General features: G+C 30.8%; 7 protein-coding genes. 5 read left to right on the forward strand and 2 right to left on the reverse strand.

The window, feature by feature from the left end; genetic code table 11:
- From DRF75_RS05020 to DRF75_RS01395, 3 genes are all read left to right on the forward strand, one after another.
- On the forward strand, window positions 1–3,097 hold a 3,097-nt coding region (locus DRF75_RS05020; RefSeq protein ID WP_165375554.1), incomplete at its 5' end, for a hypothetical protein.
- A 287-nt stretch (window positions 3,098–3,384) separates the two neighbouring features.
- The gene (locus DRF75_RS01390; RefSeq protein ID WP_129992535.1) at window positions 3,385–8,061 is read left to right on the forward strand and encodes a hypothetical protein; all 4,677 of its coding nucleotides are present in this window, start codon (window positions 3,385–3,387) and stop codon (window positions 8,059–8,061) included.
- A 103-nt stretch (window positions 8,062–8,164) separates the two neighbouring features.
- Window positions 8,165–9,709, forward strand: coding sequence for a hypothetical protein (locus tag DRF75_RS01395; protein ID WP_129992536.1), 1,545 nt, complete (start codon window positions 8,165–8,167; stop codon window positions 9,707–9,709).
- Window positions 9,710–9,952: 243 nt separating this feature from the next.
- Here the strand turns inward: DRF75_RS01395 and purC are convergent, their stop codons facing one another.
- Entirely contained in the window at window positions 9,953–10,681 is a 729-nt protein-coding gene (gene purC / locus DRF75_RS01400) for a phosphoribosylaminoimidazolesuccinocarboxamide synthase (protein WP_045171030.1), read from the reverse strand.
- Window positions 10,682–10,866: 185 nt separating this feature from the next.
- Here purC and hisS point away from each other — a divergent pair, with 185 nt between their 5' ends.
- Both hisS and DRF75_RS01410 read left to right on the forward strand, forming a co-directional pair.
- The gene (gene hisS / locus DRF75_RS01405; RefSeq protein WP_045171028.1) at window positions 10,867–12,108 is read left to right on the forward strand and encodes a histidine--tRNA ligase; all 1,242 of its coding nucleotides are present in this window, start codon (window positions 10,867–10,869) and stop codon (window positions 12,106–12,108) included.
- A 258-nt stretch (window positions 12,109–12,366) separates the two neighbouring features.
- Window positions 12,367–15,690 (forward strand): hypothetical protein, encoded by a 3,324-nt coding sequence (locus DRF75_RS01410; protein ID WP_129992537.1) that lies wholly within the window; start codon window positions 12,367–12,369, stop codon window positions 15,688–15,690.
- A 13-nt stretch (window positions 15,691–15,703) separates the two neighbouring features.
- On the opposite strand, the gene DRF75_RS01415 is transcribed toward DRF75_RS01410, so the two are convergent.
- Complete coding sequence (locus DRF75_RS01415; protein WP_045171026.1) at window positions 15,704–16,465, reverse strand: DsbA family protein; 762 nt, start codon at window positions 16,463–16,465, stop codon at window positions 15,704–15,706.
- Window positions 16,466–16,640: the final 175 nt, after the last annotated feature.

Here is a 16,640-nt window from a genome sequence, read left to right on the forward strand (position 1 = left end):
AGCTATGGCGAGAGTTGCTGGAGATGTAATAGGCAATAGTAGTGAAGAACTTTCTGATGGAGATGTTAGTATAAGTGAATGTGCAGATGCAGTAAATCAAAGAAAGTCTAGGTTTGATGTTGTGCGTAAGACTTACAACCCTGCAGCTATGGCGAGAGTTGCTGGAGATGTAATAGGCAATAGTAGTGAAGAACTTTCTGATGGAGATGTTAGTATAAGTGGATGTGTAAATGCAGTAAATCAAAGAAAGTCTAGGTTTGATGTTGTGCGTAAAACTTACAACCCTACAGCTATAGAAGAAATTACTGAAGATATGATTGTGCATAGCAGTCTAGAGTCATCTTCTGATGAGTATTTTTGGAGTTTTGAAGTTTCAGAGGATTTAGATACTCTGACTCAACCTTATTGTTCTAAAATGATGGCTGGGAGTTTTAAAAATGCTAAAGCGTTTTACAGTGTTTCATTTCTTGATGATTGTGTTGCATCTGATATTTCAGAAAGTGATGCTACAGTTAAATGTCAGGTAATACCTGAGTTTGATTATTGTGATAAAGTTGATGATTCTTGTAGTAACCTTATAAGATCACAAACTTGTGATGCTGATCTTAGTATAGTAAGTGTCAATGATACAAAACTGGATAGGTGTAATGATGTAGATTTTGTGGAAGTAAGGTTTGATTATTTTACATCTTATGTATTTAATCATAGGTTATCATTTCATTCTAGTAATAGATTTGCATGTGATAATGTTAGTTTTAGCTTTTCAAAATTTATGATGTGTCCTACTATAAATAGTATGACAGTATGTGTAAAATTTGAGGACGTACCAATTTTCCATTCAAATCATTCGGTGAGAAGTTTTTTTGAAGGAAGTAGAGGGTTGAATAGTCCTGGTTGTTACGATGTAAGTAGTTATTCTTGTACTGCGATGCTACAAAATATCGTTTTATGTTTAAAAACTTTTGGAAGATTAAAAAATGGTAGAATTTTTATTGTTAATCAAGGAGATTTAATAAATATGAAAGATCATATTTCTAATATTTTACAGAGTAGTGTTAAGCCTGTGGTTTCTGAATCTCAGGAGGTTGTATGCACAACTGTAGGAACTGAGGATAATTCGGAAACTTCACAAAGTGTTGTGCGAGACTCAGGTGTAAAGTTAAAAGATGTCATTGCTTGTGAAACTGGAGTACCGTCTAATGATCAAGAAATTGGTAATGTTAGTGAAAGCAGTGTTCATGTGATAGCAGATCCAACTTCATTAGATGATATTTTGACGAATGCACTGCATTATCTACAAGAATTTGCAAGTAGTGATGTAAGTATACAAAGTATTATCAGACAAGATGATGCGTCTTGTACTACAGTTCCTACAATAACGCGGGTTGAGGAATCTAGTGGAATTTCTGAGAAAGTGGATATTTCTCAAAGTCAAGAGACAATGAGTTGTATGAAAAATTCAATAGTTGTTCAAGCAGAAGTGCGTAGTGGTGCTATTCCTAAAAGGTATAGAAGTAATGTACCAGTAATGCGGGAGTCAGTGGCTAGGAAAAAATTAGTAGAGAAGATGCCTGTGCATGAGTCGGATGATATAGAAGTAGTTTCTCAAACACCTGATTGTGATGTTGGTAAGAAGTCGGTAGCTGATGGTGGATCTGGTTCGTCTGGAAGTAAAAAATTTGGGACAAGTGGTGTACCAGTTAGTGGCCGTATTGCTTCAATAATGAAATTAGTGAAATCTAGTGATAGAAAGAAAAAGCATGTAGTTCATCAAGATAAATCTGTAGAAAAAGGTGGTGGTAATGTTGCCTGTGCGTCTGGTGCTAAGTCTAGTGAAGTTAAAATAGCAGAGCCAGTACAAGATAATGATAATAGTCACAGTTTGCAACGAGTGATGTATCAAGATCTAAGAACAGGCAAGTCTACATTAAAAAAATCTGGAATTCCAGTAAGAGATGAAAGATCAAGTAGTGTAGGTATAGCAAAACATGCTGTAGAAAATATGCCTGATATTGCAACAGATAGGCCTAATAGAAAAGGCACCAGTAATAAATCATTAGTGAGAAGTGCATCTGCTATGCATAAGGAAAGTTCTAGATTTAGTTTAGTAGGGGTAGTTAATCCTGAAGGTCATACAACTGAGGATAAGAAAGGTAAATCTGTTAAGGTTAATCCAAATATTAGGAGAAGTAGAAGCAATGTTATGGACCTTAGGTCTCAAGGGAGTAGTGCTGCAGATTTTGTGCCGTCAATAATCAATTTAGGTGAAATTACTATTTTATGTGATGATGGTTTCAATAGAACTTTAATTGAAGTATTAGGTGAAAAATTTTCTATGATGCGTAAATTGTTGTTGCAATTAAAAAGTAAGGGTGATGCTGACATTCAGTTTAAAGAGTTGCTGTATATTGCTGATTCACGCATTATGTATGTAGATAATCTTATACGAAATAGTATTAATAAGTGGTGTATGACGCAGGAGGTTATACTATGGGATAAGTATGGCAAGAGAATAGTGAATGAGTGTATGGAAGATATGAAGAATATTTTTGCAAAGGTTGACATACAGCAGGATGAAGTTTGTATTAATTCTTCAAGCTCAATTAAAAATATACGTGATTTTATAGAAACTAATGTCAAATGGAGAATAGGTTTTGCAGTAAAAAATGCAATATCTGGTGTATATATTAGGGTTTTTAATGAAGCAGCATATACCATATATAATAAGGTGTGTACTATAAATAACGCAATAATTAAAGGTGCAAATAAGTATTTACAAAAGAGAGAAGAAGGTAAAGTAGTAAGCAGTTGTTTGTTATTTCATAAAGATACTCTACAAGAGAATGTGTTAGTTCATCTAAAAGTATTAAAGACATTTTTTGTTAAGCAATTACAGTTAAAATCTAATGAAATGGTAAGAGGACACTTGAAAAAATGTGAAGTAAACTTCGTATTTAATGCTGTTAAAAATGATTGTCTAAGGTTAGTACATGCTAGATATCGTTTTCCAATGAGAGGTGAATTTGTTGGAGATATGCATTGCATGTTAAGTGGCGGAGCAAATGTTAATGAATTTGCTTCAAGTCAATTGAGGTAGTAGTTATTAATTTTGTAAACACTTCTAAACTTAATAAAAAGCATTGAGTTCTAAAAAATAACATTTGTTTGATAATTCTTTATTGATTTAAAAAAGGAAAGATTTTTTTGCATGGATTTGATGCTTTTTATGTTAAGATTAACTAATTTATTAAGTAAGATATTTTTTTAAATTTTAATAATACTTGATCTTTAAGGTATTTTTTTAGTATGATAATTAATAAGTTTCTTAAAAAAGATACTACTTATATTAATAAAAATTAGTTTTTGTGTTTGCATGGTATATTTGTGAAAGATCATTATAGAATAGCACTGTTAGTTGCTGCTATATTAGTATTAATATTTTTAATATTACTTATGACATCAATATTCTTGATTATGATATATAGGCATAATAAGAGAGTAATGCAGGCTATAGAATGTCCAGCAATAGATAGTACAGATTTAGAATTAGGAGAAGCTAGTGATAATGAAGAATGTAATGATATAGATCGAGATTTACTTTATTGCGATGAGGAAAGTGAAAATGAAAGTATTAGAGGTGGTTTATTTCTGAATGCTCAGACTATTACTGATGAAGAATCTAATAGTGTACCACCAAGTACACCTAATGTTGATCAAGAAACAAGTGATGCAGCTGGAATACAGCAAATAAATAGAGCAATGCAAACTCAAGAAACTTTGGATGTGAAGGAGAGAATGCAAGTAGATGAACATGCTAAGAATGTTGAAAGTGATACAAATGAAAGTTTTGCGCCAATTATTAATACTTCTAGAGAAGGCTTAGCAAGTTATAGTTGCTTAGTAGAAGAAGTAATAGATGATGATCTTAATTTGAGTGCTCAGCACTCTGCTTTTGGTAGTGTAGGATCTAGTAGTATACAATCAAATGCACATGATGTTACACAAGAAACTCATATAATTGGAAGAGAAGAGACAGCGGTGCAAATTCAAGAGACTTTAAGTGTGACAAAAACAGCACGTCAAGATATTAGTGGTAAACTTTTTAATGATATTGGAAGTAGTGTAAGTAAAGGTATGGCTTCATTTGTTACTACGTCTTATGACGAAGCTTTAGATGACAAATTAGCAGATTTAGAAACAGATGATGACAGTGATTCATGTTTGTTATGTTCTGGAACAAAGAAAAAAGTCCCATATTCTGATGGTACACTTTATTCTGATAGTGAAGATGAGAAAGCTTTAGGTGTATATTCTTCTCATGTTAAGCCAGATCCTTTTAGTGAAGCTTCTAATAGAAGAACATATGATGGTGTTTTTGCTCAAGCTATTGAAGAGGGTCTAGAAAGAATTAGTAGTAGATTACAAAACAAAAGTGTAAGTGCAGCTCAAGGTGATAGTATTAAAGATTATACAGGTGGTAACCTTAACCCAGCTGTTGGGGTACCTGGTAATGCAGGTTCAGTAGGTGATAATAATTCAATGTTGTTTTCTCTTGGTACTACTACAGGTAGTAAACATAGTGATATTTCAGTTTTGTCTAGTGTTAACCCAGTAGCTAATTATACAACTGGAATAAGGGAAGAAGAATATGTAGCAAAAAGTAAGAAAACTTTAGTAATAAAGGATATGTCTCAAAGTGAATATGTAGTCTTGCCTGATGAAGAAGAACATGTAAGTTTTGCTGAGTATCCGACTGTTATTTATTCCGATACGGAGTCTGATGATAATGAAGAAAAATGTGCAGTGGGGTATAAACAAAAAGGTAGTACAGAATTTAGTCTTTCTACAAATCAAGAACATTTGAAATATGAAACAAATATGTCTACTGGTCAAGGTATTGTTGATTGTGGTAAGACTACTAAAAATTGTTTTGTTACTTTACCTGATGATGTTAGTACGGTACAAAATGCTGCAAATAATAGTGAAGCAAATATTCATGAAAGGACAACGCTGGTTGATGTTGTAGATCCTGAATCATTTTCTCTAAATGATGGAGATTCTAAAACTATTGTATTGGATAATGCTGCTATTACAAATGCTTTTGATTTAGCAGAAAAGTCTTCTATTGAAGATGCATTAGCAAAATCTACTGCAACTGTTAGCACGCCTGAAATACCGCAAGAACTACATACTAGTGTTGTAGAAAGTAATAGTGTAAGTCAAAAATTTGTAGAGCCTATAGCTTTTGATTCAGAAAAGAAGTCTTCTAGTAGTGTTGTATCAGCAGGATTTTCTTCTGAAAATGTTAGCACAGCTACAATAAAGAGTGAACCGCTTAATGAAGCTCTTGATCAATCAATAAGTGCTAGTTTGGGTAAGGAATTAGTGCCATATGCTGTTGGATCTGTGGTTGATGCAGCAGAAGATTCTTTTGATGTTAATATGTCTGGGGAGAATAAACAGTTATCTGATGTCTTACCAAGAGAAAAAACTGTGTTTAGAATTGCATATAGTGTTAGTAGTGGATCAAAAAATACTTTTGTAGGCCAAATTAATCATGGTTCTATTACTTGTATGGTTAATTTTGCTGCTAATGAAATTGATAGACGTGACTCACGTGATGCAAATTCTGATATAGGTTTTGTGGATAGATTTTTACAACCGAGGTTTGCGTATGGTTTACAACAACTATTTGCTTACAATCAAGTTAGTATGCTTTATCCACGTCATACAAACCCTGGTATGATAGGTTTTAGAGCGAGATTTTTACAACAAGGGTTATCACAACAATTACATGGATTACAGAGAACAGTTGTAGGTAATTTTGGTGAAAGTATTACAGATATGTCAGTAAAACCTGTTACTGTAATTAGTAGTCCAGCTGGAATGCAGAGAGAACTGCCTGTTGGTACTGATAGTCATTTAGCAAATAGTTGTGTAATTCAAGAATTTATAGAACCTGAGTTTACAGTTGACTCAGAAGAAAAACTTGAGGGTCAAGAGGAGAAAAAAGCTGTTGCTGTAATTGGTAGTGCAGCTGGAACGCAGAGAGAACTGCCTGTTGGTACTGATAGTCATTTAGCAAATAGTAGTGGTAGACAGGAATTAATACTATCTGTTGCTGCATTTGATTTAGCAGAAGAGTCTTATATAAAATGTACAGAAGAAAATCCTGCTCCAATTATTAGTACATCTGAAATACAGGGATCTACTAAGACTGTTTATCAATCAGCAAGTAGTGTAGACCAAGAATTGGCATTGTCTCCTACAGGATTTGGTGTAGCAAAAGCACCTTCTAATATTGATACATCTAAGGAGACTAAACAACGATCTAGTGTTTCGCAAAGTGATGAAAATGCACTTAAGACTATGTATGTTGTTAGTAATGGAATAAAAAATGTTTGTGTGAATAAAGTTAAAAATGGTATTAGTTTTATTTCTAGTGGATTTAATACAGCTGCTCGTAAAATTAATGTACTTTATCCTCATATTGCAAATCCTAATATAGGTGATAGATCAAAATTTTTACAACCAAGATTATCACGGGAGTTGGAACAATATTTGTCTGGATTGCAGCAAACAAATGTACAAGTATGTGCTGTTGATCAAGGCGTTGAAGACTTAGCAACATCTGCTACTCAGAGTATTGACACAACTGAAATGAAAGGTCGGTTATTTGATGAATCTATTTGTCATCCAGTAAATGATAATGTTAGCCAGAAGTCTATCGAACCTACTTCTGCAGCTGTGTTTGATTTAGAAAAAGATTTTTTTATGGAAAATGCATCAGCAAAACCTGCTGCTGCAATTATTGATACATCTGAAATTCAGAAAGAGCTGCCTACTGGGACTAATAATCATTTAGCAAGTAGTAGTGTTAGTGAAAAATTAATAGGATCTACTATTTCGTGTATATTGAGTCCAGTAGAGATTTCTAATAGTCAAACGTGTGAAGCTGCATTGACTGTACCTGTAGTAGAACGTGTTGCTAGTACTATAAAGGATGATACTCAGTGTTTGCCTCTTATTAATAATGGATATGAATTATTAATCTATAATTTAATTGAAGAGAAAAAGAAACAAGGTAATGTAACGTCGAAGTCAAACGTAGATGGCGTTGTAAGAGAACAGGCAACATTGCTTGTTGATTGTTACGAGAAAATTAAATTGCATATGAAAGCTTTGAAAATGGATTTTGTAGATATTGATTCTGTTGGGTCAGAGGATACAAGTTTAGTATTATTAGAAGAACGTGACAGATCAGTTACTAAAAAGTTATTGTTATCAATTATTAAAAATATATCTCCAGTTTTTGTAAGGATATTTTCTGGCGGTAATGTGGCGGATAATGAGTGGAAATTATTAGAGGTATTACTTAATGACAGAAAGATTTGTGAGAATTTTTATCTAAAGAGAATACTTTGTTATTATGCTGTTATTATTGAATATACAAGTGTGCTGAATAAGGAATGTAAAAAGTTATTAGATCAGAAGTTGAAAATTAGTGGAAAAATTGAGAAAAAAAGAGCAGAAATTGATAAAGCAGTTGTTAGTGATGGAAAACAGCATGGTAAGTTTGGTTTATCCAAGTTTAAGCCTAGTGTGGCAACTTTAAAAAAGGAGTTAAGTGCGCTTAATGCAAATTTTGGTAGTAGTGCAGTATTGTTGAGTGAGTGTGAAGCGAAAATCAAGCAACTTGAAAATGAGAGGATAGCACTTATAGAGAATAATTCTGATTATATTGATAGTCTTGTATCATGTATTATTAGTGATTTTGGTATTTACGATGATAAAGCTAATAACATTGTAAAGAATTGTTGTACTATAGGTAATTTTATATTAAATGGTACTGGTAAAGATTTAGAAATGTTAGGGTTAGTATTAAAATGTTCGATAGCAGATGCTAGTAATGTTGTAAAGAATGTAATATCGAGAATGAAACAAATAAATTCTAAAAAAGCTGCTCTGTTGAATACTAGACAAACAAGAGGCATGTTGTTAGGTTCTACTACAAACGGATATGAAGTTGTGTCTGCTTGTGGTAACGTGCGTTCAGTATAGTTAACATAATAGTTAGTATAGTTATAAATTTTTTATAAAAATATATTGTAAATGATATATTATTTATGGAAAATTTTAATATATATTAAATAGAGTGTTATATATGTATAGAAAAGTTAATCTTAGTAAATCAAGTCCTAATTTATTTAAAAGTACGTTAGTTATTGAGCATCAGTTAATGAGGCGACAATACCTCATGGAAATAGTGAATTCATTAGAGTTAGAGAAAGAGGAACTAGAGAAAGTTAGAACATTATTGATAACATATGAATATAATTTTCAATTCTATGAGTTGCTAATACTGTTCTTTAAAATGTTAATACATAAAGATAAATCACTGCGAACATTACAAAAAGATACTGAAATTATGGCAGTTCTTGCTTTGATAAAAAATAAAGAAATACTGTTAAATGATAGTTTTGTGAGAAAATGTATTAATTGTACAATAGATAAGTTTGTTAGATTCTTTATAATGAGAAAAAATGCTACAAGATTAGCAGCTAGAGTAGAAAAGAAAGCAATAGAGGATTATTATAAAGTCATTAATGAGTTAAATAAAAAAGTAAGGAAAAACACCGAACAGAATATTGTAGAGGATAGTGTAGAACAGCATAATGATGAATTACTAAAGAAGTATGAAGAGCTTATGAATGTGGTTTCTAAAACTAGAAATCGGGATTTTGATGTATTGGAATGCATCCCTTCTATATCGGAAATATTATCTGCAAGTGACGTTATTGATAATGATAGTATTTGTAATGTTATGGTATCTACTTTTGCAATATCGCGGATTGATATGTTAATGGTTAAGTATATTATTTTTGGAAGTAATAGTAACTTGCTAAAGTCAAGTTTTTTATTTAGTCAAGTAAAACATAGTTTTAAAACTATTTGTTCTGAGATTACTTATCATGTTTTTGGTACGGAAGCGTGTCAACGTACAAAGAGTGATACATATAAAACCCAGCTATATGGGGAATTTAGTCTAACATTTAAGAATGTTATAAAGATTGTTATGTCAGCTGAAAATATATGTAATGCATATACAAAAATTTATCAAATATTATCATCGCGGTTTCGTACTGTAGGTAAAGAAATAGAATTTTTTCTAGTAAAAATACTCATGTCTTGTAAGAAACGAGACATTGAAGGGTATGAAAAAAGAATTGTTAAATTTCTTTACAATAATCAATTTAAATCAATATATGCAATTATAACAAAAGAATATAATTTTAGTAATATTGTGTGTGAACATGAAGGAACAAAAGCTATCGTAAAAAGCCTTTGTGATCAAAGAAGTGATATTATAGATCAGATGTGTAATATGAAAAAATTACTTTTTGCTGCTGAGAATTATAAGAATATTCTAGTTGATTTTTTATTGAGTGATTTTGTTCAATATGATGAAGAGATTGCATCGAGGGTTACTTGGTTAAAACGTATGAGAAAAAGTATAAAGTCACCAAGTGGGGTAAATAGTAGTACATTGCTAATTTTAAAGCAAGATGTGCAGTATATAGACGGTGAGATACAAAAATTAAAGGAGAACTTAGAAGTATTGGTATCACAAATATGTAACAATTCTATTTCACGTGTAAGGTGTAGCAGTGTGAGTGGTTATTTTAATATACTGTCAAAGGCTGTGTAATAATAAATCTAGATATTTTTTGATGGTTAAGAAAAATTTGTATTATGTTGATTTCTATGTTTGATAAAAACGTTGTTTTTTTTAGTATTTTGAAATGTAATTATTTTAGATTAATGTATTATGTTGTATGATGTAGCAAAATTTAAAGGCTTCTTAATAATAAAGTAAATTATTATAAATTCTGTATAAAGTAGTACGTTACAATATTAGTTTTTTCCAATTATTGTTATCAATTATGTATTATTAAATTGTAGTAATGGCATTTAATTTGTGAGCAACTTCTTTATATGCTTCTATTACATTTCCTAAATTCATGCGGTAAAGATCTTTATCTAATTTTCTATTGTCTAAGATATTCCACAGCCTACACGTATCAGGGCTTATTTCATCAGCTAATAATAAATCTGATTCTTTATTGTTATATAATCTTCCAAATTCTAATTTAAAATCTACTAACTTAATGCCAACATTTAAGAAAAGCTCACTAAGGATTTCATTAATCTTAAAAGATAGCACTTTTATTTTTTCTAATTCTTGATTTGTAAGCCATTGAAAACTTAAAATATGTCCGTCACTTACCATGGGGTCAGATAACTTATCACTTTTATAGTAAAACTCAATAATAGGTGATTTAAAGGATGTACCATCTGCTATTTGAAATCTTTTGCTAAAGTTGCCAGCTGATAGATTTCTTACTACAATTTCGAGTGGTATTATTGATATCCTTTTTACTAACTGTTCTCTTTGATTTAACAATGATATAAAATGTGTTTTTATACCTTTGTTTGTAAGCTCTTTCATTAAAAAACTACTAATATAATTATTGATGATCCCTTTTTCATTAATAATATCTGCTTTTTTGTTGTTAAAAGCAGTAACTTCATCTTTGAAATGTTGTATTACTTCTAAAGGATTAGATGTTGCAAATATTATCTTTGCTTTCCCTTCGTAAATTTTTTCTCTGTTTTTCATTATATACTTGTGATACCTATATAACCTTTTATTGTATACTCCTTGTGACCGGTTTAGCAATTAACTTTTTAAATTTAGGATTAATGTACAGTACTTTATTTATTATTTAAAAAATATTTAATGTATAAGTTGGTTAAAATAGTATGTATATAGTTCAGGATAGTATAATGTAGTTTTGAGGTTTTATGCAGCGTAGTAAATTGAAAGAGGTTAGAGGTACCAAAGATCTATTAGGTGCTGAATTTTATAAGTTTCAGTATATACAACATCTGTCTCAATCAATAGCAAATAGGTATGGGTTTGTAGCTGTTGACACGCCAATTATTGAGTTTACTGAGGTGTTTACTAAGACTCTAGGAGATGATTCAGATGTTGTAGCAAAGGAAATGTATAATTTTCAGGATAAAAGCGGTGAGAATATTACACTAAGACCGGAGTTTACATCTGCTATTGTGAGGTTATTAATTAGTAAGAATTTAGTTACTCCTGTTAAATTGTTTTCTAGTGGACCAGTATTTCGTTACGAACGTCCTCAAAAATGTCGTCAAAGACAGTTTCATCAAGTTAATTTTGAGTTTTTTGGGAGTGATAGTCCTCTTGCAGATGTTGAAATGATAGCATTAGGTTATAGTATTCTGAGTGAATTAAAGTTGTTGGATAATGTTACATTAGAAATTAATTTTTTAGGTGATAAAGAGACTATGAGCTCATATAAACTTAGTCTTGTTGAATATTTAAGTAAATATAAAAAGGATTTATCACCGGATAGCCAACGTAGACTCATTACAAACCCTCTAAGGATATTAGATTCTAAATCTCCAGAAGATTGTGAAGTTTTGTTGAATGCTCCTAGTATTGCGAATTTTTACACCAAATGCTCTAGTGATTTTTTTAAAGAGGTTCTAGATGGCTTAAATGATCTTTGTATTCCTTATCAATTGAACCATAATGTAGTAAGGGGATTAGATTATTATTGTAATACAGTGTTTGAATTCACAACGTCTGAATTAGGATCACAAAATGCAGTTGTTGCTGGTGGTAGATATGACGGATTGGTAAAGTCTATGGGAGGAAATGATACGCCTGCTATTGGTTTTGCTATGGGGATTGAAAGAGTAAGTGCACTAATGGATTATGAACACAAAGAATCTAGAAATGTAGTATTGGTTCCTATAGGTAAGGATGCAATGTCGTATGCTTTAAAACTTGCTTATGAATTACGTTGTAAAGGTATTTCTGTAGGTTGGAACTATAAGAATACTGGTTTAAAGAATGTGTTGAGAAAAATAAGTGATAATAGCATAGTTTTAATTTTTGGTGATGAGGAATTAAAAAGTAATACTGTACAGGTAAAAGATATGAAAACTGGTGAGCAGCAAGAAGTGGGAAAAGGTAATTTACTGGATGCATTGTACAATAAAATCTAGCAGTTTATTAAAATAGTATTAAGTGTTAAAAAATATTTTCTTAATATACTATAAATATATTATAATAATAGTTGTTCAAAAATTAATGTATTCAATTTAAATACTAAGATAAGTACATACATGTTAGTGAATAGTAATAAATATAATTTGTATTAAAAAGAGGGTTAGCAATTAGTCTTTAAGCTAGATTAAAAATAGTAAAAACATTTTGCTATTTGTAAATAGCATATTTTATTTATTAGTGATGGTGAGTGTGAAATGTTAACTGGTAAGTTTAAACAAAATGCTTTTATTAGGCATGAAATTAGTTGCCTTGCGCTTTTTTTAAGAAGTCATGGGTTCACTAGTGAAGAAATATTAGCATGCTTGGCTGTTATACAGTCTTTTCATCAAAATACTCCTTCTTTCGTATTATATGGTGGATGCAAATTTGACATTGTAAGCACAAAAGAAATGAATTTTGTAGTTAAAGCATGTGATCACAGAAATTATACGAGTTATCAATATATTTTGGAAAGATTAAATGAATCTGGTGAACTTGATTTAGTATGTCGAGCATACTTATGGACTATTCAAATGTATGTACTACTGCGTTTTTACTGTTACGCTTGTCAACTGCAATTGGGGTCAGAACATTATAATAATGATGCAATGATTGATATGTTAGTTGATGATCTGTTTGAGCTTTGTGCAAGTATCATGACGCAGGGTAAAACAAGTAAAGATCAAATTCCTAACGATGTGTTGTTGCCATATGTTGAAAAATTTGTAGATTTAGTTTTTAAAATAGATTATTCGTCATTACGTTCTAAGCTATCTGATATAATTGAAAGTGCTCAGTTGAGTTATTGTGAAGCTAGAGCAGGGTTAGCACTACAAGAAAAAAATGTAGAAATGAGGATGCTTGTCCTTGTTATGTATAAAGCTGCTATGAATGAATTTGTAAGAATTAATTCTGGTGAGTTTAGTGAATCATTTGGAAAACAAATTTTTTCTATGACATGCCAGTTTATTTGTGATGAGTTGGATAAATTACCTAAAGTATTCACAAGTAATCTTGGTATGGCGTGTGAAGTAGATATTGTTAATTTTTATAAGGATTTATTTTATGTCTTTAATGTAGAAGATATATATGCATGTTATCGAAGTATAGATGAATTTAACGCAGGTATATTTAATGATATATGTCTATCAACAAGAGGTTCACTAGCTGCTGTTAGTGGTGATATGAAGTCATATAATCCATTTTCTTGTCAGATGAGTGTTTTTGCTTTCTATGACGTTTCCTTAGCTGTTTATGAAATATTCAGGACTAGAAAGCTTAATAGGATGTTGCAATTAGAATATATGTTGCAGTTATATAAAACTCTGTTAGCGCAAGATGTAAACGAGATGCATGTTATGTTAGTGACAGCATTAGGTAAGTTTAATTTTTACTATATTGATGAAAACAAAGAATGTAAATGTGGTCTTGAGTTGTTACTTGAATTAATGTCTTTATGTTATCATGCTGCTTTTGTTAACAGAGTGCCAATAGAGCAGGTTAGTATGTGTTATGGTGTATGTTATAATGAGCTATCTGACATTGCTAATATGGTTGGGGGTGATACTGAAGTATTACTTAAAGAATATAGGAAAGTTTTTGCAGGTATGGTAAAAGAATTACATTGTCAGCATATTGATTTATCAGAAGTTAAGTTTGAAAAACATTTATTTTTTATTTTAGTGCAACATTTGTTGTGTGGGGAAATCTTAGGGCAAAAACTGACAAGATCAAATCTAGCATATGATGTCTTGCTAGAATGTAAGAAAACACATGAGTTAAAAGCTCAACAAGCATCAGTAATGTTATGTCGAGTATTTAAAAGATCTAATGGTGTTATTGATAATAGTGTTAGTAATAGTATAGGTGGTTTATTGATTAAGCTTCTTTTTGGTAATTTTTTGGAAAGGAACTTAATATTAAAAATGTTAAATATTTTTCATATTGCTTATAAACGTTCTAGAAGTAACAATAGCCTATATATGATGCAAGAAAAGTTGAAGCAAGAATTAGCATCTTATTTTTCTGTTATCTTAAATTTGTTAAAATATGTTCAACCAGGATTACCTTATGACTTTTCTCCAGATAGTCTAGAGAAATTATCTGATGATCATTGTGAAGTATATAATCAGATAAACAATATGCTTAATATTTGTGCCAAAAGGTTTAATATCTCTTTACGTGATCTTGAGATGGAGTATGATGTAAAATTTTGCAAAGGTTTTGCTGATATATTAGGTGATGTTCCAGTATCATTTTTAATTGATGAATCTGATACAGGAATACAAGTATTCCCTTGTAAGTGTTTTGATAAAGAATCAAGTATTCTTTTGTTACAACTAGTTGTATCTTATGTATGTTTGTATAATGCAGAAAAAATTGGAGAGGATTTATACTCTGCAGATTTAAGTTCACCTGCGTTTTTGTTGTTTAATATTCTAACCTATCCTGGGTTATCTGATGATTTGGTGGATTTATGTTATAAAACTTCATTAAAGAAAAGCATTGCGGTAGAGAAAATGTTTGTTGCAGTGCTGAAATCTCTTAATAGTGAAAAGATGTTACAAAATGCACCTATGACTTCATTTAAAAATAAAGCAATTATTAAAGGTAGGCATATTATTACAGAGAGATTAGTTAAACTTTTGATAAGAGAAGATGGGTGTTTAAATATTAATGAGCAAGTTCTTAAAAATGCTTGTTTAAGCATTATCAAGTTAAGGGAATTGAATCATGCTGATGCTGAATTAGATATTAGAAACGCTCGTAACATTGCAAAAACTACAGGTAAATTTCTTCTAGATTATAATTTGTTAGCTGCAATTTTACCAGATGAAAGCTGTGGTTTAGGTATTGATCAAGCTGTTATGCAAGAGCCTTTATTTTCTCAATTTTTTTCAAGAAGTGATGAAGATAGAATTTTGGCTATAGATGAAATGTGGTATAAGGTAAGTAAAATTGCTGAAGATGAGAAACCCGACCCAAATATAGGTATTATAGAATTAAGTGATATTAGAGATGAAAGCACAAGTACAAGCAGTTTAATTATAACAGATGATAAAGTTAGTCATAAATATAAAAAGTTAACATCTGATTTTGATGATACTGATTTTAAATCAGAAATTGATAGAGTTGAAGTATCTAAAATGGAAGATGGTTTGAGATCATACTTTGGTTCTGATTTCTACCGTAAAAAACACTTAGATAAGAAGAAAGAAAGTACATCATTGTTTGATAAGGATGTTTGTGTTTATGCTACTCCTGTAATAGCTTTAGTTATGGGATGTATATCTGTTTTATTTCTATTTATTGCTGTAGATCAAGAGAATACAACGTTGTTTGTTACATGTGTAGCAGTAGCTGTTGTTTGTTTAATCATGTCGGTATTGTGCTGTTGTATTACAGCTGCACAAATTTGCAATCAGAAAGATGATGTTACTGAGGAAGAGGGGTACTTACTTGAAAGTGAACACGTTATTACTGAAACTAGTAGTCTGGATGTCTTTCAAGTAAAACCTAACAATGATAAGATGCATTAAAGACTGAAAATTTTTAGTAATTATTTTCAATGGCTTGTTTCTGCATATCTATTTTACTTCTTAAAGTTGATATATCAGCTGCACCGCCGATAAATGTATCACCTACTATAATAGCAGGAGTGCCTCTTATATTAATGTTCTGTGCTAGTTCTCTGGTAGATTGTATCATTTTATCTATAGCATCAGCATTTTTTGCTAACGATACTTTGAAGTCTTCTTCAGCTATACCTATTGATTTTATGATACTTAATATTGACTCATCATTAAACTGTTGCTTATGATTTAACGCTGCATAATAGAAGTCTATATACTTATTTGGATTAATCATATATACAGCTAATGCTGCTTTAGCAGCTTTAAGTGAAGACTCACCAAGTATTGGAAAATCTCTAAATATAACATGCACTTTACCGTCTTGTACTATTTGTTTCATATCTTCAGACATCATTTTGCAATAACCGCATGAGTAATCAAAAAACTCTACGAATACTATTTTGCTATCCTTGTTTCCAGCTGAAGGATATAAAGTATTTTCCAATTCAGATTTGTATTTTTTTATATTTTGACTCATTTCTTCGTTCTCTGCTCGCACTTGCCCTTTAGTGAGCAGGTCTATCACTTTTTGAGGATAATTTGATATGTATTCTTCAACAATTGCAATAATTGTCTCTTTATCTACTGTAGGTTTACCAGATTTATTAGATAACCAGTTATTTATTAATGGAAAACTTGCTACTAGTAGCACTAAGCTTAATAAAAATAAGATCCTTAGCATTATTATGCCTTAAAAAATGTAGAATGCTAAAGCTACTATAAATTTTTGATGAAGTCAATAGTGGAAATCTCTGAAAAGTATATGTATGACGTTGTAGTGTTTATGAATTTTTTGTATTTATATTTATTAAGTGATTGTCTGCATCTACAACATGTGATTAACTATATTGAAGTGA

This window comes from Ehrlichia minasensis, from assembly GCF_004181775.1.
Lineage (GTDB): Bacteria > Pseudomonadota > Alphaproteobacteria > Rickettsiales > Anaplasmataceae > Ehrlichia > Ehrlichia minasensis.